This window comes from Kitasatospora sp. NPDC048545 (assembly GCF_040651155.1).
Taxonomy (GTDB): Bacteria; Actinomycetota; Actinomycetes; order Streptomycetales; family Streptomycetaceae; genus Kitasatospora.
Map to the genome: position 1 here is coordinate 39357 of NZ_JBEZIQ010000037.1, position 22603 is coordinate 61959.

The window sequence follows — 22603 nt, forward strand, 5'->3', positions numbered from 1 at the left end:
CGGTCCATCCGGGCTCCGGTCGCGGATACTGGAGCGGTTATGGAATACGTGATCCTTGCCGTAGTCATCGCCGTGATCGCCGTCGGCGCGATCGCGGGCCTCGTCGTTTCCGGCAGACGACGCCAGCAGCTGCCCCCGAAGTCGCAGGCGCCGGTCATCACGGCGCCGAAGCCCACTCCGCAGGAGCCCCAGGTCGGCGAGGAGTCCGCGCCGCCGACCGAGGAGCCCCGCCGCACCGTCGAGGAGGTGGAACTCCCGGCGGAGCCCGAGGCCCCGGAGGCCCCCGAGGTCGTCGAGGTCGAGCCCGCCGAGGCCGAGGCGGTTCCCGCCGTCGAGGTCCCAGAGCCCACCGCCGGCCGGCTGGTCCGGCTGCGCTCGCGGCTCTCCCGCTCGCAGAACTCGCTCGGCAAGGGCCTGCTCTCGCTGCTCTCCCGGGAGCACCTGGACGAGGACACCTGGGAGGAGATCGAGGACACCCTGCTCACCGCCGACGTCGGCGTGGCCCCCACCCAGGAGCTCGTCGAGCGGCTGCGCACCCGGGTGAAGGTGCTCGGCACCCGTACGCCCGAGGAACTGCGCGCCCTGCTGCGCGAGGAGCTGGTCGAGCTGATCGGCAGCGACTCCGACCGCACCGTGCGCTCCACCAAGCACGAGGAGGGCCCGGCCGTGGTCCTGGTCGTCGGCGTCAACGGCGTCGGCAAGACCACCACCACCGGCAAGCTGGCCCGCGTTCTGGTTGCCGACGGCCGCAGCGTGGTGCTCGGCGCCGCCGACACCTTCCGCGCCGCCGCCGCCGACCAGCTGCAGACCTGGGGCGAGCGGGTCGGTGCGCGCACCGTGCGCGGCCCGGAGGGCGGGGACCCGGCCTCGATCGCGTTCGACGCGGTGAAGGAGGGCATCGCCGAGGGCGTGGACACCGTGCTGATCGACACCGCGGGCCGACTGCACACCAAGACCGGTCTGATGGACGAGTTGGGCAAGGTCAAGCGGGTCGTCGAGAAGCACGGCCCGGTGGACGAGGTGCTGCTGGTGCTGGACGCCACCACCGGCCAGAACGGCCTGATCCAGGCCCGGGTGTTCGCCGAGGTGGTCGACATCACCGGCATCGTGCTGACCAAGCTGGACGGCACGGCCAAGGGCGGCATCGTGGTCGCGGTCCAGCGCGAGCTGGGCGTGCCGGTCAAGCTGATCGGTCTGGGCGAGGGCGCCGACGACCTGGCGCCGTTCGAGCCGGGCGCGTTCGTGGACGCGCTGATCGGGGACTGAGGTTCCCCGGCGGCCCCCCGGGGCCGCTCCGGGCCCGTCGGGTCCGGCCGTACGAAGGGTCCGCTCCGCTCGGGGCGGGCCCTTCGGCGTCGGATCAGGGCTGCCCGGGGGCGAACGGGCGGGTCAGGAGGCGATCCAGGCCGGTTCGGCGGTGCGCTCGCGGCCGCGGTGGCAGGCGTAGGCGAGGGTGCCGAGCAGCAGCCGGGCCTCGGGCGGGCAGCCGGCGTTGTCGCGGGTGGGGCGGCGCAGCCAGCGGACCGGGCCGAGGCCGCCGAGGACGGTGGGCGGCGCGGCGACGTAGCCGCCCTCGCCGTGGCAGGTGAGGTCGAGCGCGGCGTCGTCCCAGCCCATCCGGTACAGCAGGTCGGGGAGCCGGCGGGCGGTGCCGGCGGCGACCAGGAACTGAAGGCGGCCGGTGGGGGCGGTGAGCACCGGGCCGACCTGGGTGCCCATCCGCTCCAGGCGGACCAGCGCCTGCAGACCGGCCTGCTCGGGGACGTCCAGGACGTCGAACGCGCGGCCGGTGGCGAACAGCACCGAGCCCTCGGCGCGGCCGGCGCGGGCCCGGGCCCCGCTGCCCGGCACCGGGTGCAGGCCGGGTGCGCCGCAGCGGGCGGCGCCGCAGGGACAGCGGGTCGGGGCGGTGGCGGCGTCGGCCGGTTCGCCGGTGGCGACCGCCCAGCCCCAGCGGCCGGTGTACTCCGCGGCGGCCTGGGACGCGCTGACCTTGGTGCGGCGGCGCGCGCCCAGCGGTGCCAGCCGCAGGTGCCCCAGTCGAAGTTCGCCGAACAGGTTGTCCATGCCTCCCCCAACAGGTTCTCGTTGCCGATGGTTACGCGATGGTGACTGTGTGTCGATTGTCAGCTGCGTGGTGCGTAGTGCGGTGGCGGCGCGCAGCGCGTGGCGTGCGCCTGTTCCGGTGGTGCGCTTCGGGCGCCGCCTTGTGGGGGCGGCGCGGATGCCGGATCGTCATGTGCGCGAGACTGTTGCCGCCCGGAGTGGGTGGTGAACTCCCCTGTGACTGCGGTGGATTGCGAGTGCTGCCGGGTCTTCCGGGGTGGTCCGGGCGACTTGGCGGCCCGCATATGCCGGACCGTCGGGACTACCCAGTGAAGCGTGTGCCCCCTGACTTCGGTTCACTCCTGGGGGTGGCGAAAGGTGGCGTTTCGCCAGGGTCGCTCCCGCGGGCACCTCGTGGGGCATTACGTTCAGCAGGCGGATGTCCGCCAGCGCCCGCTCCGGGCCGCCGGAGAACGGGAGTTGGGAATCTGACGGGTCGTCCGCGACGATGGCACACCAGTGCGAGGGCGCGGCGCGGCACCACCTCAGGCACGGCACGTCTGGTAAGAGCCCGCAACCGTCGGGCGGTCACGATCGGGGGCCCCGCGAGGGGCCGGGCGGGATGGGGCGTTCCCATGGCAGAGAAGCAACCCAATGAGAAGCTGACCACGTGGTTCGCCCGCAGCGGCTGGTCCAAGGGAGAGCTGGCCCGCCAGGTCAACCGGCGGGCCCGGCAGATCGGCGCCCACCACGTGTCCACCGACACCTCCCGGGTGCGCCGCTGGCTCGACGGCGAGCAGCCCCGGGAGCCGATCCCCAAGATCATGTCGGAGCTCTTCTCCGAGCGCTTCGGCTCGGTGGTCTCGATCGAGGACCTCGGCCTGCGCGCCGCGATCCCGGTCTCCACCGTGGGCGGCGGCGTCGACCTGCCATGGAGCGGCCCGCAGACCGTCCAGCTGATCAGTGACTACTCCCGCAGCGACCTGATGCTCAACCGCCGGGGCTTCCTCGGCACCTCGCTGGCGCTGACCGCCGGCGCCGCGCTGATCGAGCCGATGCAGCGCTGGCTGACCCCCGGCCCGACCGGCATCCCCACCCCGATCCTCACCGCGGCCAACGGCGGCGAGGCGTTCACCGGCCGGCTCTCCGAGCCCGAGCTGGAACTGCTCGAGCAGACCACGGTCATATTCCGCCAGTGGGACGCGCAGAACGGCGGCGGGCTGCGCCGCAAGGCCGTCGTCGGCCAACTTCACGAGGTCACCGACCTCCTCCAGGAGACGTACAGCGAGGACACCACCCGGCGGCTGTTCCGGCTCACCGCCGAACTCGCCCACCTGGCCGGGTGGATGTCGTACGACGTCGGGATGCACCCGAGCGCGCAGAAGTACTACGTGCTGGCCCTGCACGCCGCCAAGGAGGCCGGTGACCGCCCGTTCGGCGCGCTGATCCTCACCGACATGAGCCGCCAGATGATCCACCTCAACCGGGGCGAGGACGCCCTGGAGCTGATCCACCTGGCGCAGTACGGCAGCCGGGACACCGCCACCCCGCGCCAGCAGTCCCTGCTGTACGCGATGGAGGCGCGCGCCTACGCCACCATCGGGGAGATCAACCGCTGCGCGCGGGCGATCCGGCTCTCCGAGGACACCTTCACCGACATCCGCGAGGGGGACGACGAGCCGGACTGGCTGAAGTTCTTCTCGCCCGCGGAGCTGAACGCCGAGAACGCGCACTCCTTCCGCGACCTCGCCTACCACTCCGACAACGCCCAGCTGTACGCCTCGCTGTCGGCGCCGGTCATGGAGCGCGCGGTGGACCTGTTCCGCCAGGACGGCGACCACGTGCGCTCGTACGCCTTCAACCTGATCGGCATGGCCAGCGTGCACCTGCTGCAGAAGGAGGCGGAGCAGGCGGCGGTGATGGCCGAGCAGGCGGTGGACATCGCGACCAAGGTGCGCTCGGAGCGGCTGAACTCCCGGGTGCGCAAGACAACGGAGGCCGCGGCGGCCCGGTTCAAGGGCGTGGACGCGGTGAGCCGGCTCAAGGAGCGGGTCGTCCAGGACATCCCGGAGTACGTCTCGGTGGTCTGAGCACGGGCTCGGCCCCGGACTCCACCGACCGTGGCGGCCGCCGCCGTCACGGTCGGTGGCATGTCGCCACGACCGTCACGGTCGGTGGTGCGGGCCCGCCGGGGGCGCGCCAGGGGCCGGCCGCGCCGGCGCACGGTAGCCCGTCCGGGTGGCCGCAGGGCTGCGGTTCACGCAGCCGTAACCCGCACGTCGCACGCGTCACGGTGGCGAAACAACCGGCCGCACTGGCCGAAACCAGCCTTCGGCACTCTCCTCTTCATCGCCGACACCCCGGGTGGCACGGGACAGGTACCCGGGTGCGGATCGGCTTGGACGCAGAGGAGACGCCGATGCCGGACGGCTTCAGCGCGGGCGACACCGCCTTCGTGCTCATCAGTGCGGCCCTGGTCATGCTCATGACCCCGGGGCTCGCCTTCTTCTACGGGGGCATGGTCAGGGCGAAGAGCACACTGAACATGCTGGCGATGAGCTTCCTCTCGCTCGGCATCGTCACCGTGCTCTGGGTCCTCTACGGGTACTCGCTCAGCTTCGGGCCGGACGCCTTCGCCGGTCTGATCGGCAACCTGGACTTCCTCGGGATGCGCGGCATCGGGCTGAACGAGCTCACCGGGACCATCCCGGTCACCGCCTTCGCGGTCTTCCAGCTGATGTTCGCGATCATCACCCCGGCGCTGATCAGCGGCGCCGTCGCGGACCGGGCCAAGTTCGCCGCCTGGGGCCTGTTCATCGCGCTCTGGGTGACGATCGTCTACTTCCCGGTCGCGCACTGGGTCTTCTTCTTCGACGGCGGCCACGGCGGCTGGCTGGGCGACAGAAACGGCGTGATCGACTTCGCCGGCGGAACGGCCGTGCACATCAACGCCGGCGTCGCCGGCCTCGCGCTCTGCCTGGTGCTGGGCAAGCGGGTCGGCTTCAAGAAGGACCCGATGCGCCCGCACAGCCTGCCGCTGGTGATGCTCGGCTCCGGGCTGCTGTGGTTCGGCTGGTTCGGCTTCAACGCGGGCTCGGCGCTGGCCGCCAACGGGGTCGCCGCGATGGCGATGGTCAACACCCAGGTCGCCACCGGCGCCGCGCTGGTCGGCTGGCTGGTCTACGAGAAGCTCAAGCACGGCGCGTTCACCACGCTGGGCGCCGCCTCCGGCGCGGTGGCCGGACTGGTCGCGATCACCCCGGCCTGCGGCTCGGTCAGCCCGCTCGGCGCGGTGGCGATCGGCCTGGTCGCGGGCGCGGTCTGCGCCGCCGCCGTCTCGCTCAAGTACCGCTGGGGCTTCGACGACTCGCTCGACGTGGTGGGCGTGCACGCGGTGGGCGGGGCGATCGGCTCGCTACTGGTCGGCCTGTTCGCCACCGGAGGGGTCGGCCAGACCGCCAAGGGCCTGTTCTACGGCGGCGGGATCGGGCAACTCGGCAAGCAGGCGATGGGCGTGGCCGTGGTCGCCGCGTACTCCTTCGTCCTCTCCTGGCTGCTCGCCAAGGCGGTCGACAGGCTGGTCGGCTTCCGGGTCGCCGAGGAGGTCGAGGTGGCCGGCATCGACCAGGCCGAACACGCCGAGTCCGCCTACGATTTCAGCGCCGTCGGGGCGGGCCTGGCCCGGGCCCTGCCGGGTCTGGCCGCGGCCGTCGCGCCGGGCGGTCCGTCCGTCGCGAAGCCTGCGGCGAAGGCCGCCGAGAAGCCCACCGAGAAGGCCGCCGACGAGGCTGCCGAGAAGACCGAGGTCGACGCCTGATGAAGCTCATCACCGCCGTGATCAAGCCGTACCGCCTGGACGAGGTGAAGGCCGCCCTGCAGGCCTTCGGGGTCCACGGCCTGACCGTCACCGAGGCCAGCGGTTACGGCCGCCAGCGCGGCCACACCGAGGTGTACCGGGGCGCCGAGTACACCGTGGACCTGGTGCCGAAGGTCAGGATCGAGGTCCTGGCCGAGGACGAGGACGCCGACGACCTGATCGAGGTCCTGGTGAAGGCCGCCAGGACCGGCAAGATCGGCGACGGCAAGGTCTGGAGCGTCCCGGTCGACACCGCCGTGCGGGTCCGCACCGGCGAGCGCGGCCCGGACGCCCTGTAGCCCCCACCGCCGGCGGGCCCGCACCCCCTCGGGAGCGCGGGCCCGCCGACGGCGTACCCCGCTCGGCCGAACCGGGGGCGCCGCATCCGCGGCGCACCCGGCACGGCTCAGCCGCACGACGGACGGGACCCAGCGCATGACCACCGAGACCAGGCCTTCCGACCCCGCCGACCCCGCCGCCGCCCGGGCCGCGCTGATCGCCGACCCCGGCCCGGTGGGCCGCCCGCGCCGGGAGGAACTCGCCCGGCTCACCGACGACTGGCTGTCCGGGCTGCTCGACGCCGCCGGCGCCCCGCCCGGCGTCGCGCTGGTCGCCGTCGGCGGGTACGGGCGCGGCGAGCTGTCCCCGCGCAGCGACCTGGACGTCCTGCTGCTGCACGACGGCCCGATCACCCGCGAACTGCCCGAGCGGATCTGGTACCCGGTCTGGGACGCGGGCGCCAAGCTCGACCACTCGGTGCGCACCGTGGCCGAGGCCAGGAAGGTCGCCGCCGCCGACCTCAAGGCCCAGCTCGGCCTGCTGGACGCCCGCCACCTCGCCGGCGACCCGGCGCTCACCGCGGAGCTGCGCGCCGCGGTGTTCACCGACTGGCGCGCGAGCGCCCCCGCACGCCTGCCCGAGCTGCGCGAGCTGGGCCGCGAGCGGGCCGAACGGCACGGCGAGCTGTCCTTCCTGCTGGAACCCGACCTCAAGGAGGCCCGGGGCGGCCTGCGCGACGTGGTCGCGCTCGACGCCGTCGCCGCCACCTGGCTGGCCGACGCGCCCCGGGACGGCCTGGACGCCGCCGCGCTGCGGCTCTCCGACGTGCGCGACGCGCTGCACCTGGTCACCGGCCGGGCCACCGAGCGGCTCAGCCTCCAGGACCAGGACCAGGTCGCCGAGCGGCTCGGCGTGCTGGACGCCGACACCCTGCTGCGCCAGGTCTACGAGGCCGCCCGGACCATCGCGTACGCGAGCGACGTCACCTGGCGGGCGGTGGACCGGGTACTCGCCGCCCGGACCGGCCGGGGACGCCGGCCGGCGCGCCGCGCCTTCCCGTTCACCGGGCCCTTCACCGCCCCGTTCACCGGAGCCGGCCGCGGCACGGGCGCGGTGGCCCGGGGAACGGTCGAGCGCCGCCCGCTCGCCGACGGCGTGGTCGAGCAGGACGGCGAGGCGGTGCTGGCCCAGGGCGCCCGCCCGGCCGCCGACCCCGTGCTGCCGCTGCGCGCCGCGGCCGCCGCCGCGCAGAACGGACTGACCGTCTCGTACGCGACCGTGCGCCGGCTGGCGGCCGAGTGCCGTCCGCTGCCGGTGCCCTGGCCGGACGAGGCGCGCGAGCAGCTGGTCACCCTGATGGGCGCGGGGGAGGCGGCCGTCCCGGTGTGGGAGGCGCTGGAAGCGGAGGGGCTGGTCACCCGGCTGCTGCCGGACTGGGAGCGGGTGCGCTGCCGTCCGCAGCGCAACGCCGTGCACCGCTGGACGGTCGACCGGCACCTGGTCGAGACGGCGGTGCGGGCCGCCGCGATGACCCGCCGGGTGGCCCGGCCGGACCTGCTGCTGGTCGCCGCGCTGCTGCACGACATCGGCAAGGGCTGGCCCGGGGACCACAGCGAGGCCGGCGAGGTGATCGTCCGCGACCTCGCCCCCCGGATGGGCTTCGGCCCCGAGGACACCGAGACCCTGGCGGTACTGGTCCGCCACCACCTGACCCTGGTCGACACCGCGACCCGGCGCGACCCGGACGACCCGGCCACCGTCGAGGCGATCACCAAGGCGGTCACCACCCTGCCGGAACTGGAGCTGCTGCACGCGCTCACCGAAGCGGACGCACTGGCCACCGGCCCGGCCGCGTGGAGCGGCTGGCGGGCCTCACTGGTGGACGGGCTGGTGGCCCGGGCGGCCGACCGGCTGGCCGGGGCGGCCACGGCACCGGTGGAGGCGGCGCCGACCGCCGAGCAGGAGCGCCTCGCCGTCGAGGCCGCCCGCACCGGTGAGCCGGCGCTGTCGCTGCGCGCCCAGGCCGCCGGGACGGACCCGGGCACCGAGCCGATGGGCGTCGAGCTGACCCTGGCCGTCCCGGACCGCCCGGGGCTGCTCGGCACCGCCGCCGGGGTGCTCGCCCTGCACCGGCTGACCGTCCGCTCGGCCGGGCTGCGCGAGCTGGACCCGGTCGGTGCCGGTCCGGTCCTGCTGCTGTCCTGGCGGGTGGCCGCCGAGTTCGGCGAGCTGCCGGAGGCGGCCCGGCTGCGGGCCGACCTGCGCCGGGCGCTGGACGGCTCGCTGGACGTCGAGCGGCGCCTCGCCGAACGGGACGCCGCCGCCCCGCGCCGCAAGGGCATCCCGACCCCGCCGCCGGTGGTCGCGGTGGCGCCGGCGGTGGCCTCGGCGACCGCGACCGTGCTGGAGGTCCGCGCGCACGACGCCCCCGGCCTGCTGCACCGGATCGGCCGGGCGCTGGACGGGGCGGGCGTGCGGGTGCGCACCGCGCACGTCTCCACCCTGGGCGCGGAGGCCGTCGACTCCTTCTACCTGACCGACACGCACGGCCGTCCGCTGGACGCCGGGCGGGCCCGGGAGGTGGCGGCCGCGGTCCGGGCGGCGCTGGGCTGAACGACCCCGGGAGCGGGGCCGGGAGCGCCGCGACCAGGGGCGGAGGGCGCCGCGACCAGGAGCGGAGGGCTCCGGGGCGCAGGGGCGGAGGGGCTCCCGGCGCAGGGGTGGAGGAGCTTCGGGCGCAGGGGTGGAGACCTTACCCGGGGCGGCCGGATACCCTGGGGGACGACGACCGTACCGATACCGATGCCGCAGAGGACCCGCGACGACGTGTTCGACACCCTTTCCGATCGCCTCGCAGCGACGTTCAAGAACCTTCGGGGCAAGGGCCGCCTGAGCGAGGCGGACATCGACGCCACGGCCCGCGAGATCCGCATCGCGCTGCTGGAGGCGGATGTCGCGCTGCCGGTCGTCCGGGCCTTCATCAAGCAGGTCAAGGAGCGGGCGCTCGGGATCGAGGTCTCCGGCGCGCTGAACCCGGCGCAGCAGATCATCAAGATCGTCAACGAGGAGCTCATCGCGATCCTCGGTGGCGAGACCCGTCGGGTGCGGTTCGCCAAGAACGGCCCGACGGTCATCATGCTCGCCGGTCTGCAGGGTGCCGGTAAGACCACCCTCGCGGGCAAGCTCGGCCACTGGCTGAAGAAGCAGAAGCACACGCCGCTGCTGGTCGCCTGCGACCTCCAGCGCCCCAACGCGGTCAACCAGCTCCAGGTGGTCGCCGAGCGTGCCGGCGTGGCCTTCTACGGCCCCCAGCCGGGCAACGGCGTCGGCGACCCGGTGCAGGTGGCCGAGGACTCGATCGAGTACGCCAAGCAGAAGCAGTACGACGTCGTCATCGTCGACACCGCCGGCCGCCTGGGCATCGACTCCGAGCTGATGCAGCAGGCCGCCGACATCCGCGCCGCGGTGAACCCGGACGAGGTCCTGTTCGTCGTCGACGCGATGATCGGCCAGGACGCGGTCACCACCGCGCAGGCCTTCCTCGACGGCGTGGACTTCACCGGCGTCGTGCTCTCCAAGCTCGACGGCGACGCCCGCGGCGGTGCCGCACTCTCGGTCGCGCACGTCACCGGCCGGCAGATCATGTTCGCCTCCAACGGCGAGAAGGTCGACGACTTCGACGCCTTCCACCCGGACCGGATGGCCTCGCGCATCCTCGGCATGGGTGACGTCCTCTCGCTGATCGAGAAGGCCGAGCAGACCTTCTCGCAGGCCGAGGCGGAGAAGATCGCCGCCAAGCTGCGCGGCGGCCCGAAGCAGTTCACGCTGGACGACTTCCTGTCGCAGCTGGAGCAGGTCCAGAAGATGGGCTCGATCTCCAAGCTGCTCGGCATGCTGCCCGGCATGGGCCAGATCCGCGAGCAGATCAACAACATCGACGACAAGGACGTCAACCGGGTCGGCGCGATCATCAAGTCGATGACCCCGGCCGAGCGCGCCGAGCCGGAGCTGATCAACGGCTCCCGCCGGGCCCGCATCGCCAAGGGCTCCGGCGTCCAGGTCGGCGAGGTCAAGAACCTGGTCGAGCGGTTCTTCGACGCCCGCAAGATGATGTCCGCGATGGCCTCCGGCAAGGGCATGCCCGGCATGCCGGGGATCCCCGGCATGGGCGGCGGCTCGAAGAAGTCCGGCAAGAAGGCCCCGCAGGCCAAGGGCAAGCGCAAGAGCGGCAACCCGCTGAAGCGGGCGCAGGAGGAGGCCGCGGCCGCCGAGCGCCGCGCGCTCGGCCCCGGCGCCGGTCAGGACGCGGCGGACGGCGGGGCGTTCGGCCTCGGCGCGGGCAAGGGCCCGGCCGACTTCGAACTGCCCAAGGAGTTCAAGGACCTGCTGTAGTCCTCGGCCGTCGCGCCCGGTCGCGGTGCTCGTCGGCCGCCGTCCGGTTGCGGTGCCCGACGGCGCCCGGTCGCGGTGTCCCGGGTGCCCGTTCGTCCGGTCCCCGCTCGGGGACCGTCCGCGACCCGCTTGACCGATGTCGGTCGGCCCGTCGTCCGGTGTTTCCGGGCGGCGGGCCGATCGCGTGTCCGATGATGGGGGCATGCGAGTGATGATCAGGGCCCCGAGGACCGAGGACGCGGTCGCGTACGCCGAGGCGGTACGGCGGTCCGCCGACCACATCGGACGGTGGAACCCGGTCGAGCCCGACGGGCTGCCCGAGCTGCTGGAGCGCCAGGGCGCCGGCCTGCGCACCTTCCTGATCCTCGACGGGAAGACCGGCGGGCTGGTCGGCAAGGTGAACGTCGCCAACATCGTGATGAGCCGGTTCTGCAACGCGACGCTGGGCTACGACGCGTACCTGCCGTTCGCCGGAACCGGGCGGATGACCGAGGGCATGCGGCTGGTCCTGGACCGCTGCTTCGCCCCGCAGTCGGCCGGCGGCCTGGGGCTGCACCGGCTGGAGATCAACGTGCAGCCGGACAACGAGCGCTCGGTCGCGATGGCCAAGCGACTGGGCTTCCGGCACGAGGGCTTCTCGCCGCGGATGCTGTTCCTGCAGGGCGACTGGCGCGACCACGAGCGGTTCGCCCTGACCGCCGAGGAGTGGCCCGGCGCTTCGGCATAGCCGCTGGTGGGAGGCGTCCGGCGGGGCCGTACGGGTGTCCGGGCGCGGCGTTGCGGTTGGCCCGCCCGAGCACCTGTCCGTATCGTCCGACGCGTGACCGAACCCGTGCCGCCGCGTCAGACCCCCGACCAGCCCTGGCGTTCCGAGGGTGCCCCGCCCCCGACACCGCCCCGCCGTCGGATGCCCGGCGGCTGGACCGGTCTCGTCCTCACCGCCCTCGTGGTGTTCCTGATCTCCGACGTGCTGCTGTCCTTCTTCGGCAACGAGGGCGCCACCACGATCTCGTACACCGAGTTCAACAACCAGCTGAACAAGGGCAACATCACCAAGATCTACGCCAAGGGCGACGCGATCGAGGGCACCCTCAAGACCGCCCAGCCCAAACCGGACGGCGGCAAGGGCGACTACACCGAGTTCGACACCCAGCGCCCCTCCTTCGCGAACGACAACCTGTGGGCCACGCTGCAGCAGCAGGGCGTCGAGGTCACCGCGACCTCGCCGGTCCAGCAGCGCAGCTTCCTCACCAACCTGCTGCTGTCGCTCGCCCCGATGCTGCTGCTGATCTTCATCTGGGTGCTGCTCGCCCGCCGGATGGCCGGCGGCCTCGGCGCCGGGCCGCTGGGACGCAAGACGCCGCCCAAGCCGGTCACCGCCGACCAGGGCAAGCGCACCACCTTCGCCGACGTGGCCGGCATCGACGAGGTCGAGGCCGAACTCACCGAGGTCGTCGACTACTTGAAGAACCCCGACCGGTACCGCAGGCTCGGCGCCAAGATGCCGCGAGGCGTGCTGCTGAGCGGGCCGCCCGGCACCGGCAAGACCCTGCTGGCCCGGGCCGTGGCCGGCGAGGCGGACGTGCCGTTCTTCTCCGCCTCCGCCTCCGAGTTCATCGAGATGATCGTCGGCGTCGGCGCCAGCCGGGTCCGCGAGCTGTTCGCCGAGGCCCGCAAGGTCGCCCCGGCGATCATCTTCATCGACGAGATCGACACCATCGGACGCCAGCGCGGCGCGGGCGGCGGCATGGGCGGCCACGACGAGCGCGAGCAGACGCTCAACCAGATCCTCACCGAGATGGACGGCTTCTCCGGCTCCGAGGGCGTCATCGTGATCGCCGCGACCAACCGGTCGGACGTGCTCGACCCGGCGCTGCTGCGCCCCGGCCGCTTCGACCGGCGGATCACCGTCAGCCCGCCCGATCGGGAGGGCCGCGCCGCGATCCTGGGCATCCACACCCGCACCGTCCCGCTCGCCGGGGGCACCGACCTCCGGCAGCTGGCCAAGGTCACCCCGGGGATGACCGGCGCCGAACTCGCCAACCTGGTCAACGAGGCCGCCCTGCTGGCGGTCAAGCGCGACCAGGACGCGGTCAACGAGCGGGACCTCTCGGACGCCCTGGAGAAGGTCCAGCTGGGCGCCGTGCGGCCCCTGGTCATGCCGCAGGAGGAGCGCGAGCGAACCGCGTACCACGAGAGCGGGCACGCGCTGCTGGGCATGCTGCAGCCCGGCGCGGACCCGGTCCGCAAGATCACCATCGTGCCGCGCGGCCGGGCACTCGGCGTCACCCTCTCCACGCCCGAGAACGACCGCTACTCGTACACCGAGCCCTACCTGCGCGGCCGGATCATCGGCGCGCTCGGCGGCATGGCGGCCGAGCAGGTGGTCTACGGGGTGATCACCACCGGCGCGGAGAGCGACCTGGAGCAGGTCACCAACATCGCCCGCGGGATGGCCGGACGCTGGGGGATGAGCGAGCGGGTCGGGCGGCTCACCGCGGTGCCCTCCGACCCGCAGGGCGCGTACGGGCTCTCCGCCGCGCCGACCACGCTGGACGCGGTGGACGAGGAGGCCCGGCGGATCGTCTCCGAGTGCTACGACGACGCCGTGCGGCTGCTGACCGAGCAGCGGCACCGGCTGGACGCGCTGGCGGCGGCGCTGCTGGAGGCGGAGACGCTGGACGAGGAGCAGGCGTACCGGGCGGCGGGGGTGCCGCGCGAGGGTGCCGCCGAGGAGGCCGCCGGGGGCGCTTCCGGGGGCGCTTCCGGGGGTTCCGACGGGTCCGGTGCGCCCGGCGGCTCCAAGGGCGGTCCGGGTGGTCGGGGCGCTGCGGCTGGTCCGGGTGGTCCGGCCGGTCCGGCCGGTTCGGAGGACGGCCCGGGAGGGAAGCCGCTCGACCAGGCGTGAACCCGTCGCCGGGGGCGCCCGCCACAGTGGCGGGCGCCCCCGGTCGGCGTTTCTAGCGCGGCCGCTCGGCGACCAGGTAGCGGAACAGGTTCTCCATCCGCACCGAGCCGTCCGCGCGCAGGTACGGCTGCAGCGCCTCCTCCAGTTCCTTGGCCACCAGCGAGGCGCCGGAGAACTCCTCGGCCGCCTCGAACAGGCCGGTGGAGAGCAGGCCGCGCACCGCGCTGTCGAGGTCCGCGTACGCGAACGGGCAGCTCACCCGGCCGCTGCCGGCCGGGCGTAGGCCGGCCGGGCCGAGCAGGTCCTCCAGCGCTCCCGGTGCGCTCAGCTCGAACGGGTCGCGCGCGGTCGTGCGGCCCGCCATCCGCCGGGCCACGTCCAGCACCGCGGCGCTCTCGCAGCGTTCCGGCGGTCCCCAGGCGGCGAGCACCACGTGCCCGCCCGGGAGGGTCAGCCGGGCCGCCTCGGCCACCACCCGGCCGGGATCGGCGGCACCGGGCAACTGCTCGAAAACCGTCACCAGCGAATGGGCCGACCGGGGGACGGCCGCCGTCGGCCGGGACCCGGCGCACACCCGCAGCCGACGGCCGCGGGCCAGCTCGCGCAGTTCGTCCCGCGGCTCCTGCCCGGCGACCTGTGCGCCCCGCCCGGCGGCGAGCAGCAGCGCCAGCCCGGACCGGCAGCCCAGGCCGAGCACGCTGCTCGCCGGGCCGACCTCCAGCCGGTCGTGGACCGCCTCGTAGAGCGGCACCAGCATGCGTTCCTGGATCTCCGCCCAGTCGCGCGCCCGCGCGGGACCGTCGGCCCCTGCCTGCGGGTGGTGCGCGCGTGCGCCGGTCGGTCGTACGGTCGTGCCGGTCGTCCGAGCTGAAGCCATCGCGGCCTCCCATCCGGTCCTTCGGTGTGCTGCTACGGCTCCCCCAAAGTCCCGCCCCACTCCAGCGAACAGCGGGTCGGGCCCGGCGTCCAGAGGGGTGCAGGGTGGTGCGCGCGTGTCGCGGTGGTGCGCCCCCCGTCCCGCGGCCCGTCCGGCACCCGCCGAGGGTGTGATACCGATTCGAAGTCAGGGGGTCGCTCCCCGTACCATTCGCCCCATGGCTAAGGCACCCGTTCTCACCCCTCAGGCGGAAGACTTCCCGCGCTGGTACCAGGACCTCATCAACAAGGCCGAGCTGGCCGACAACGGTCCGGTGCGCGGCACCATGGTCATCCGACCGTACGGCTACGGCCTGTGGGAGCGGATGCAGCAGGAGATGGACGCCCGGATCAAGAAGGCCGGCGCGCAGAACGCCTACTTCCCGATGTTCATCCCGCAGTCCTACCTGACCAAGGAAGCGGAGCACGTCGAGGGCTTCGCACCCGAACTCGCGGTGGTCACCCACGGCGGCGGCAAGCAGCTGGAGGAGCCGGTCGTCGTCCGGCCCACCTCCGAGACGATCATCAACGAGTACTTCTCGAAGTGGGTGCAGAGCCACCGCGACCTGCCCCTGCTGATCAACCAGTGGGCCAACGTGGTCCGTTGGGAGCTCCGCCCGCGCGTCTTCCTGCGCACCACCGAGTTCCTCTGGCAGGAGGGCCACACCGCCCACGCCACGTACGAGGACGCCCGTGACTACGCGTCGATGATCCACACCCAGGTCTACGGCGACTTCATGACCAACGTGCTCGGCATCGACGTCGTGCTCGGCCGCAAGACCGCCAAGGAGCGCTTCGCCGGCGCCATCAACACCCTCACCCTTGAGGCCATGATGGGCGACGGCAAGGCGCTGCAGATGGGCACCAGTCACGAGCTGGGCCAGAACTTCGCCAAGGCGTTCAACACCACCTACCAGCTGCAGGGCGCCGAGCGCGAGCACGTCTGGCAGACCTCCTGGGGCGTCTCGACCCGCATGGTCGGCGGCCTGATCATGTCCCACGGCGACGACAACGGCCTGCGGGTCCCCCCGCGCCTGGCCGCCGTCCAGGCCGTCGTGCTCGCGATCAAGGGCGACGACGCGGTCATCGCCAAGGTCCGCGAGATCGGCGCCCGGCTGGAGGCCGTCGGCATCCGCGTCGTGGTCGACGACCGCACCGAGACCCCGTTCGGCCGTCGTGCCGTCGACTGGGAGCTCAAGGGCGTTCCGCTGCGCATCGAGGTCGGCCCGCGCGACCTGGAGAACGGCACCGCGATGCTGGCCCGCCGCATCCCGGGCGGCAAGGAGCCGGTCGCCATCGACGCCCTGGCCGAGCTGCTCCCGGGCGTCCTGGAGGAGGACCAGGCGCTGCTGCTGCGCCAGTCCCGCGAGCGCCGCGAGTCCCGCACGGTCGACGTCAAGACCCTCGACGAGGCCGTCGAGGCCGCCGCGACCGGCTGGGGCCGGATCTCCTGGGCCGACCTCGGCGCCGAGGGCGAGGCCAAGCTGGCCGAGCAGGGCGTCACGGTGCGCTGCATCGTCGCGGCCGACGGTTCGGTACCGGCGACGGACGACCAGGACGGCAACATCGCGATCGTCGCCCGCGCGTACTGACGTCGGCTCCCGGCGGGTCGGGGGCGGTTCCGGGCTTCCCGGACCGGTCCCCGGCCCGTTCCGGTGCATGGTCGCGGGGTGGGCCCCGGGGCGGTCGCGGAACCCGTTCAGGGTCGTTCCGGGGCGTTCAGGGTCGTTTCGGGTCGGGGTCCGAGCGTGTTTCGCGGCTCTTCCGCGATCCGGGGATGTCCGCCGGTTGTCTGTTACCTGCAGGTAATGACCGTTGGCGGCGACATTTGCCCGGAATGCGGATGGGTAAGAATCCGGTAACTCTTCCGGGGGGCTCCCGGACGCGGACATCCCTACTGGCCGGTCAACTCCCGGTATTAACGGAATAGCGGTACGGTGTACGGCCCGTGGCCCTGTCAATCAGGCGGGACCTCGGGCCGTACGTCCTGGGGGCGACAGCCCGCCCCCCGGGGGCGGAATTCACCAGGCCCGCCGACTCTGCGACGGGCCGAAACCGGCAGGGGGTTGGTCTTGCGTCAGATCCGGAGCGTGCAATTCGTGCGCTGCCTCGCATTCCTGGGAGTTCCCTGTGAATTCCCGGAGAACGGAAACATGCGGAACATCGGCTCGCACTCCATCGTTGGTCTAGCGTGAGCACGACACAGCCCCTCGTCCTCGCGGCCGAACTGGCCGCCGCCTGGAGCGACATCCAGGCCTACCACCAGGACCTCCCCGACCTGGCCTCGCCCGAGGCACTGATCGGCGAATCCTCCTCGGCCTGTGGCACGCGGCTCGGTTTCGAGCGGCTCCTCCACGAGGCTGCCCACGGTCTGGCCGCGGCCCGGGACATCCGGGACACCTCGCGGGCCGGCCGCTACCACAACCGGCGCTTCCTGATGCTCGCCTCCGAGCTCGGTCTGGCGCACCCGGTCGAACCGCACGCCAGCAGCGGCTTCTCCCAGGTGACCATGCTCAAGGAGACCCAGGAGCGTTACGCCGGGACCATCGAGCGTCTGGACCGCGCCCTTGGGGCGCACCAGGAAGCGGTGGCCGGCGACGGTGCGACGCGCGCCTTCCGCGGCCCGGCCGCCCGGCACGGCTCCTCCGGGGGCGGCGTCCGGGTCAAGGCGGTCTGCGGCTGCGGACGCAACGTCCGGGTCGTGCCGTCGGTCCTCGCGCAGGCGTCCATCGTCTGCGGCGCGTGCCAGCAGCCGTTCAAGATCGCGTAAGTGGTCGGCGACCGGCGGGCTGCTGTGCGGGCAGCGGTCCGGCCGGAGCGGGCGGTACGACAGGCGCGTGAGCGCGTACGCGCCGTGCGGCGGGACGGTCGCACGGCGGAGCAGGGCAACGGCACAGTGGTGACGGCGTCACGGGCACCCCTGGCGCCACGGGTGCCACGAGCGTCCTCGGCGCCACGAGTGTCACGGGGGCCACGGGGGCGCCCCGGGCGCCCCGGGCGGGACAACGACAGAGCGGTACAGCGGTGAGTCCGTGGCTGGACCGGGAGCGGGGGCTCCCGGTCGAGCCCTGATCGGCTCCCGGGCCCGTGTTCAGGCGGTTCTCGCCGGTGTGGCAGAATGGACAGCTGAGTACTCGGCAGCCGGGCAGGACCCCTCTCTCCTACGGCTGGCGTGTCCCTTGAACGGTCCACCCCGCAACCCCACGCGATGGCAGGGCCGCTCACCCACGTCAACTCCAGGAGAATCCACTCCCGTGGCAGTCAAGATCAAGCTGAAGCGTCTCGGCAAGATTCGCTCCCCGCACTACCGCATCGTCGTCGCCGACTCGCGCACCAAGCGTGACGGTCGCGCGATCGAGGAGATCGGCATCTACCAGCCGACCTACAACCCCTCGAAGATCGAGGTCGACACCGACCGCGCCCAGTACTGGCTGTCCGTCGGCGCCCAGCCGACCGAGCCGGTGCTCGCCATCCTCAAGCTGACCGGCGACTGGCAGAAGTTCAAGGGCCTGCCGGCTCCGGCGCCGCTGAAGGTCGCGGAGCCGAAGGTCGAGGACTTCTCGCACCTGTTCGCCAAGGCCGTCGCCGGCTTCGAGGACGCCACCACCGGTGTCGCCATCACCCCGAAGGCCAAGAAGTCGGACAAGGCCGAGGCCGAGGCCGACGCCGCCGCCGAGGCCTGAGCGTGATCGAGGACGCCCTCGACCACTTGGTGAAGGGCATCGTCGAGCACCCCGACGAGGTGCAGGTGCGTTCGCGCAACCTGCGTCGGGGCAACACCATCGAGGTGCGAGTGCACCCCGATGACCTCGGCAAGGTGATCGGCCGGGGCGGCCGCACGGCGCGCGCTCTGCGCACCGTGGTCGGCGCCCTCGGCGGTCGCAACGTCCGGGTCGACCTGGTCGACGTGGACAACATTCGCTGACGCAGCTGCTCGTTCAGCCGTCAGGGCTTGGGGCCGACCGGGACGCATGTCGTCCCGGTCGGCCTTTTCTCGTTTCCCGAACCACCCCGGCGCGGCACCACTGCGTGCCGCGCTCCGCGGCAACGATGGTCGCTGCACCACCCAGCTCCACCCAGCTCCACCCCAGCTCCACCTCGTACCACCCGACCGCACCAGCCCTTCGCACCGGCCCTACGCATTCCGTCGGGCTCTTCGTTTCGGCTCAGGAACTCCAGGAGAACGATCACCGTGCAGCTCGTCGTCGGCAGGATCGGCCGTGCCCACGGCATCAGGGGGGACGTCAGCGTCGAGGTCCGCACCGACGAGCCGGAGCTCCGGCTCGGCCCGGGTGCCGTCCTGCTCACCGACCCCGCGTCGGCCGGGCCGCTGACCATCGAGTCCGGCCGGGTGCACAGCGGGCGGCTGCTGCTGCGCTTCGCCGGCGTGAAGGACCGCAACGCGGCCGAGGCCCTCCGGGGCACACTGCTCATCGCCGAGGTCGACCCGGAGGAGCGCCCAGACGATCCCGAGGAGTTCTACGACCACCAGCTGATCGGCCTGGACGTGGTCCTGCTCGACGGCACCCCGGTCGGCGAGCTGACCGAGGTCGTCCACCTCCCGTACCACGACCTGCTCATGGTGAAGAAGGCCGATGGGACGGAGGTGCTGGTGCCCTTCGTCAGCCAGATCGTGCCGACCATCGACCTGGAGAACCAGCGAGCGGTGATCACCCCGCCCGCCGGGCTGATCGACCCCGACCTGGCCGAGGTCGCCGGTACGTCCGCGGCCGAGGACGCCGACGGTCCGGAGGACGCCGACGCCCCGGATGGCTCCGAGGGGCCGGCGGGCGCCGAGGGTGCCGATCGCGCCGAGGGTCCGGAGGCGTCGCAGTGACCGTCGGTGTCGAGGAGGACGGCGGCGTCCGGAGCGGCATGCGGATCGACGTCGTCACGATCTTCCCGGAGTACCTGGAGCCGCTGGACATCTCGCTGGTCGGCAAGGCCCGTGCGCGCGGCCAGCTGGACGTGCACGTCCACGACCTGCGCGAGTGGACCCACGACGTGCACCGCACGGTGGACGACAGCCCGTACGGCGGCGGCCCCGGCATGGTGATGAAGCCCGAGCCGTGGGGCGAGGCCCTGGACGCGGTGGTCGCCGGCGGGCCCGCTGGCGAGGTGCCCACCCTCGTCGTGCCGACGCCGAGCGGGCGCCCGTTCACCCAGGAACTCGCCCAGGAGCTGGCCGGCCGCCCCTGGCTGGCCTTCACCCCGGCGCGGTACGAGGGCATCGACCGCCGGGTGATCGAGGAGGCGGCCACCCGGATGCCGGTGGTCGAGGCCTCGATCGGCGACTACGTGCTGGCCGGCGGCGAGGTCGCGGTGCTGGTGATGGTCGAGGCGATCGCCCGGCTGCTGCCCGGGGTGCTCGGCAACGCCGAGTCCCACCGCGATGACTCGTTCGCACCGGGCGCGATGGCCGACCTGCTGGAGGGCCCGGTCTACACCAAGCCCGCCGAGTGGCGCGGCCGCACCGTGCCGGACGTGCTGCTCAGCGGCAACCACGGCAAGATCGCCCGCTGGCGGCGCGAGCAGGCCTTCGCCCGCACCCTGGCGAACCGTTCCGACCTGGTCGAGCGCTGGCAGCACGGCGCCTTCGACAAGAAGGACCGGGAGGCGCTCGGCATCCTCGGCCTGGCCTGGGACGAGCGGCTCGGCCGATTTCGGTCCACGGCCGTCGATGTGGAAGAATAGGCCGCTGCTGTCTGTCGCTGGTCCCCTCCCGTAGGGGGCACGTGGACCGGCGCCCTCGCCACGGGGGGATCGCCGTCAGCCGATGCGGCCCGCAGCGAACCCCATTGTGACGATTTTCCGTGGGCGGCCCGTGGCGCCTGCGATGGAGAGCAACATGAGCAACAAGCTCGCTGCTGTCGACGCGGCCTCGCTGCGTAGCGACATCCCGGCCTTCCGCGCCGGTGACACCCTGAAGGTCCACGTCCGGGTCATCGAGGGCAACCGCTCCCGTGTCCAGGTCTTCCAGGGCGTCGTCATCCGCCGCCACGGCGCCGGCATCGGTGAGACCTTCACCGTTCGCAAGGTCAGCTTCAACGTCGGCGTTGAGCGCACCTTCCCGGTGCACACCCCGGTCGTCGAGAAGATCGAGGTCGTGACCCGCGGTGCGGTTCGCCGCGCCAAGCTGTACTACCTGCGTGACCTCCGCGGCAAGGCCGCGAAGATCAAGGAGAAGCGCGACCGCTGATCCACCGGCCCCCGGCCTCGCCGGGGGATCGGAGCGCTCACGGGAGGCGAACGACCGCAAGGTAGGCTCACCCCCCGATGAGCACGCACGAACCACCCGCGGACCGCGACAGCAGTCCCGCACCCACCGGTGCGGACTCGCTGTCGCGGTCCGCGGTCGTTTCCGCTTCCGGGCCCGCTTCCGAGGCCGTTTCCGGGCCCGCTTCCCGGCCCGCGGCGGACGGCCCCGGGGCTCCCGGAGGCGCTCGCGCGGGTGTTCTCGCAGGTGTTCCCGCAGGTACCTCCGAGGGCGTTCCCGAGGAGGCGGCGACCGGTACCCCCGCCGTGCCCGGGGACGCCGCCGAGGGCTCGGAGGAGGACGAGGAGTCCGGCCACTCGCGCTCGCGCGACCTGCTGCTGTTGGCGGGGATCTGCCTGACGGCCTTGCTCCTCGTGAACGCCTTCGTCGCGCGTCCGTTCGCGGTGCCCTCCGGATCGATGGAGAACACCCTGCGCCCGGGTGACCGGCTGGTCGCGAACCAGCTCGCGTACGCCTTCGGCGGTCACCCCCGGCGGGGCGACGTGGTGGTCTTCGACGGGACGGGCTCCTTCCTGCGGGAGTCGGCGAAGCCGCAGGGCTTCTGGGACGGCGCGCGTTCGCTCGCCAAGGACCTCGGGCTGGCCCCGGCCGGGGACACCGTGTACGTCAAGCGCGTGATCGGCGTCGGCGGCGACCGGGTGACGAGCACCGGCCCGGGCACGCCGATCACGGTCAACGGCGTGCCGGTGGACGAGACCTCCTACCTGGCGCCGGGGGACGACCCGTCGAGCGTGGCCTTCGACGTGGTGGTGCCGGCCGGCGAACTGTGGGTGATGGGCGACCACCGCAGCGCCTCCCGTGACTCCCGCGACCACCTCGGCGAGCCCGGCGGTGGCTTCGTGCCCGAGGACAAGGTGATCGGCCGGGCGGACTGGGTGGTCTACCCGTTCTCGCGCTGGACCGGTCTCGACCGGCCCGCGGCCTTCGCCGCGACTGCGGGGACGGGTGGTCATGGGAACCAGGGGTAGGGGCCGGACCGCCGACCGCCCGACCCGCGAGCCGGACGACCGCGAGCCGGACGACCGGGGGCCGGAGGATGCCGGGCCGGCGGGTGCCCCGGCGGTGCGCGGCCGGGCCGAGCGCCGCCGCAGCGCCCGGCGGGCGGCCCGTCGGCGCAAGCGGTCGCTGGTCCGCGAAGTCCCGATGATCATCCTGGTGGCCCTGCTGGTTGCGCTGGTGATGAAGACCTTCCTGATCCAGGTGTTCGTGATCCCCTCGGGTTCGATGGAGCAGACCATCCGGATCGGGGACCGGGTACTGGTGGACAAGCTGACCCCCTGGTTCGGCAGCGAGCCGCAGCGCGGCGACGTGGTGGTGTTCAAGGACCCGGGCGGCTGGCTGGAGAACGACCACAAGCCCTCCGACGACGGCCCGGTACTGGGCGGGGCCAAGCAGGTGCTGACCTTCGTCGGACTGCTGCCGTCCGACAACGAGCAGGACCTGATCAAGCGGGTGATCGGTGTCGGCGGGGACACCGTCGAGTGCTGCGACGCGCAGGGGCGGTTGAGCGTCAACGGACACCCGGTGGACGAGACCTACCTCGCGCCCGGCAATCCGCCGTCTCGGCAGCCCTTCAAGGTGAAGGTGCCCCAGGGGCGGCTGTGGGTCATGGGCGACCACCGGGACGTCTCCGCCGACTCCCGCTTCCACATGGGCAATCCGGGCCAGGGCACCATCCCGCTGAGCGGCGTGGTCGGTCGAGCGTTCGTGATCGCCTGGCCGCTGGACCGCTTCCATCAACTCGACGTGCCGGGTTCACTCTCCTCTCTCGACCGGGCTCCCCAGGCCGGTGGAACTGCCGCGGAATCCGTGGGCGTTGGGCCGGTTCCTGTGGAACCTCCGCTCGTTATGGGTGTGTTGGGCATCCTTCCGTTCCTCGGCCGTAGGCCTGGGCGGCCTCCGGAGTGAGTCGTGCCGGCCGCCGAGCGGC

19 protein-coding genes are annotated in these 22603 nt (G+C 73.0%); 17 read left to right on the plus strand and 2 right to left on the minus strand.

Annotation, left to right across the window (positions count from 1 at the left end; all coding sequences use genetic code 11):
• Positions 1-39: 39 nt before the first annotated feature.
• The gene (ftsY, locus tag AB0D10_RS29825; protein ID WP_360262051.1) at positions 40-1266 is read left to right on the plus strand and encodes a signal recognition particle-docking protein FtsY; all 1227 of its coding nucleotides are present in this window, start codon (positions 40-42) and stop codon (positions 1264-1266) included.
• Positions 1267-1389: 123 nt separating this feature from the next.
• On the opposite strand, the gene AB0D10_RS29830 is transcribed toward ftsY, so the two are convergent.
• Positions 1390-2067 (minus strand): bifunctional DNA primase/polymerase, encoded by a 678-nt coding sequence (locus AB0D10_RS29830; protein WP_360262052.1) that lies wholly within the window; start codon positions 2065-2067, stop codon positions 1390-1392.
• 614 nt (positions 2068-2681) lie between these two features.
• Here AB0D10_RS29830 and AB0D10_RS29835 point away from each other — a divergent pair.
• The 7 genes from AB0D10_RS29835 (at position 2682) to ftsH (ending at position 13481) form a co-directional block, all read left to right on the plus strand.
• The gene (locus AB0D10_RS29835) at positions 2682-4136 is read left to right on the plus strand and encodes a hypothetical protein (protein ID WP_360262053.1); all 1455 of its coding nucleotides are present in this window, start codon (positions 2682-2684) and stop codon (positions 4134-4136) included.
• Between the two features lie 329 nt (positions 4137-4465).
• Positions 4466-5863 (plus strand): ammonium transporter, encoded by a 1398-nt coding sequence (locus tag AB0D10_RS29840; protein ID WP_360262054.1) that lies wholly within the window; start codon positions 4466-4468, stop codon positions 5861-5863.
• Positions 5863-6201 carry a P-II family nitrogen regulator gene (locus tag AB0D10_RS29845; RefSeq protein WP_360262055.1) on the plus strand — a complete coding sequence of 113 codons (339 nt, stop codon included), beginning with the start codon at positions 5863-5865 and terminating at the stop codon, positions 6199-6201. The genes AB0D10_RS29840 and AB0D10_RS29845 overlap by 1 nt, the downstream gene beginning before the upstream one ends.
• 136 nt (positions 6202-6337) lie before the next feature.
• On the plus strand, positions 6338-8794 hold the full coding sequence (locus AB0D10_RS29850) for a [protein-PII] uridylyltransferase (protein WP_360262056.1): 2457 nt from the start codon (positions 6338-6340) through the stop codon (positions 8792-8794).
• Between the two features lie 213 nt (positions 8795-9007).
• Positions 9008-10573, plus strand: a complete 1566-nt coding sequence (ffh, locus tag AB0D10_RS29855) for a signal recognition particle protein (protein WP_360262093.1) — start codon at positions 9008-9010, stop codon at positions 10571-10573.
• A gap of 202 nt (positions 10574-10775) precedes the next feature.
• Positions 10776-11300 (plus strand): GNAT family protein, encoded by a 525-nt coding sequence (locus AB0D10_RS29860; RefSeq protein WP_360262057.1) that lies wholly within the window; start codon positions 10776-10778, stop codon positions 11298-11300.
• A gap of 93 nt (positions 11301-11393) precedes the next feature.
• Positions 11394-13481, plus strand: coding sequence for an ATP-dependent zinc metalloprotease FtsH (gene ftsH, locus AB0D10_RS29865; RefSeq protein WP_360262058.1), 2088 nt, complete (start codon positions 11394-11396; stop codon positions 13479-13481).
• A gap of 52 nt (positions 13482-13533) precedes the next feature.
• On the opposite strand, the gene AB0D10_RS29870 is transcribed toward ftsH, so the two are convergent.
• Positions 13534-14358, minus strand: a complete 825-nt coding sequence (locus tag AB0D10_RS29870) for a methyltransferase domain-containing protein (RefSeq protein ID WP_360262059.1) — start codon at positions 14356-14358, stop codon at positions 13534-13536.
• Between the two features lie 217 nt (positions 14359-14575).
• Here AB0D10_RS29870 and proS point away from each other — a divergent pair, with 217 nt between their 5' ends.
• From proS to lepB (AB0D10_RS29915), 9 genes are all read left to right on the plus strand, one after another.
• Positions 14576-15988: a proline--tRNA ligase gene (gene proS / locus AB0D10_RS29875; protein ID WP_360262060.1), complete on the plus strand. Its 1413-nt coding sequence runs from the start codon at positions 14576-14578 to the stop codon at positions 15986-15988.
• 599 nt (positions 15989-16587) lie between these two features.
• Positions 16588-17166: a hypothetical protein gene (locus AB0D10_RS29880; protein ID WP_189923538.1), complete on the plus strand. Its 579-nt coding sequence runs from the start codon at positions 16588-16590 to the stop codon at positions 17164-17166.
• Between the two features lie 484 nt (positions 17167-17650).
• Positions 17651-18079 carry a 30S ribosomal protein S16 gene (gene rpsP, locus AB0D10_RS29885; protein WP_360262061.1) on the plus strand — a complete coding sequence of 143 codons (429 nt, stop codon included), beginning with the start codon at positions 17651-17653 and terminating at the stop codon, positions 18077-18079.
• A gap of 2 nt (positions 18080-18081) precedes the next feature.
• On the plus strand, positions 18082-18321 hold the full coding sequence (locus AB0D10_RS29890) for an RNA-binding protein (RefSeq protein ID WP_030056773.1): 240 nt from the start codon (positions 18082-18084) through the stop codon (positions 18319-18321).
• 267 nt (positions 18322-18588) lie between these two features.
• Positions 18589-19233, plus strand: a complete 645-nt coding sequence (rimM, locus tag AB0D10_RS29895; protein WP_360262062.1) for a ribosome maturation factor RimM — start codon at positions 18589-18591, stop codon at positions 19231-19233.
• Between the two features lie 38 nt (positions 19234-19271).
• Positions 19272-20090: a tRNA (guanosine(37)-N1)-methyltransferase TrmD gene (trmD, locus tag AB0D10_RS29900; RefSeq protein WP_360262094.1), complete on the plus strand. Its 819-nt coding sequence runs from the start codon at positions 19272-19274 to the stop codon at positions 20088-20090.
• A gap of 154 nt (positions 20091-20244) precedes the next feature.
• The gene (gene rplS, locus AB0D10_RS29905) at positions 20245-20595 is read left to right on the plus strand and encodes a 50S ribosomal protein L19 (RefSeq protein WP_030306736.1); all 351 of its coding nucleotides are present in this window, start codon (positions 20245-20247) and stop codon (positions 20593-20595) included.
• 323 nt (positions 20596-20918) lie between these two features.
• Entirely contained in the window at positions 20919-21641 is a 723-nt protein-coding gene (gene lepB, locus AB0D10_RS29910) for a signal peptidase I (RefSeq protein WP_360262063.1), read from the plus strand.
• Complete coding sequence (gene lepB / locus AB0D10_RS29915; RefSeq protein WP_360262064.1) at positions 21625-22581, plus strand: signal peptidase I; 957 nt, start codon at positions 21625-21627, stop codon at positions 22579-22581. The genes lepB (AB0D10_RS29910) and lepB (AB0D10_RS29915) overlap by 17 nt, the downstream gene beginning before the upstream one ends.
• The last annotated feature ends 22 nt before the right edge of the window (positions 22582-22603 follow it).

Bases quoted from the DNA above. Each gene is read 5' to 3' on its own strand.
- ftsY (WP_360262051.1), top strand. From the start codon at position 40: ATGGAATACGTGATCCTTGCCGTAGTCATCGCCGTGATCGCCGTCGGC.
- AB0D10_RS29830 (WP_360262052.1), bottom strand. From the start codon at position 2,067: ATGGACAACCTGTTCGGCGAACTTCGACTGGGGCACCTGCGGCTGGCA.
- AB0D10_RS29835 (WP_360262053.1), top strand. From the start codon at position 2,682: ATGGCAGAGAAGCAACCCAATGAGAAGCTGACCACGTGGTTCGCCCGC.
- AB0D10_RS29840 (WP_360262054.1), top strand. From the start codon at position 4,466: ATGCCGGACGGCTTCAGCGCGGGCGACACCGCCTTCGTGCTCATCAGT.
- AB0D10_RS29845 (WP_360262055.1), top strand. From the start codon at position 5,863: ATGAAGCTCATCACCGCCGTGATCAAGCCGTACCGCCTGGACGAGGTG.
- AB0D10_RS29850 (WP_360262056.1), top strand. From the start codon at position 6,338: ATGACCACCGAGACCAGGCCTTCCGACCCCGCCGACCCCGCCGCCGCC.
- AB0D10_RS29860 (WP_360262057.1), top strand. From the start codon at position 10,776: ATGCGAGTGATGATCAGGGCCCCGAGGACCGAGGACGCGGTCGCGTAC.
- AB0D10_RS29870 (WP_360262059.1), bottom strand. From the start codon at position 14,358: ATGGCTTCAGCTCGGACGACCGGCACGACCGTACGACCGACCGGCGCA.
- proS (WP_360262060.1), top strand. From the start codon at position 14,576: ATGGCTAAGGCACCCGTTCTCACCCCTCAGGCGGAAGACTTCCCGCGC.
- trmD (WP_360262094.1), top strand. From the start codon at position 19,272: ATGCGGATCGACGTCGTCACGATCTTCCCGGAGTACCTGGAGCCGCTG.
- rplS (WP_030306736.1), top strand. From the start codon at position 20,245: ATGAGCAACAAGCTCGCTGCTGTCGACGCGGCCTCGCTGCGTAGCGAC.
- lepB (WP_360262064.1), top strand. From the start codon at position 21,625: ATGGGAACCAGGGGTAGGGGCCGGACCGCCGACCGCCCGACCCGCGAG.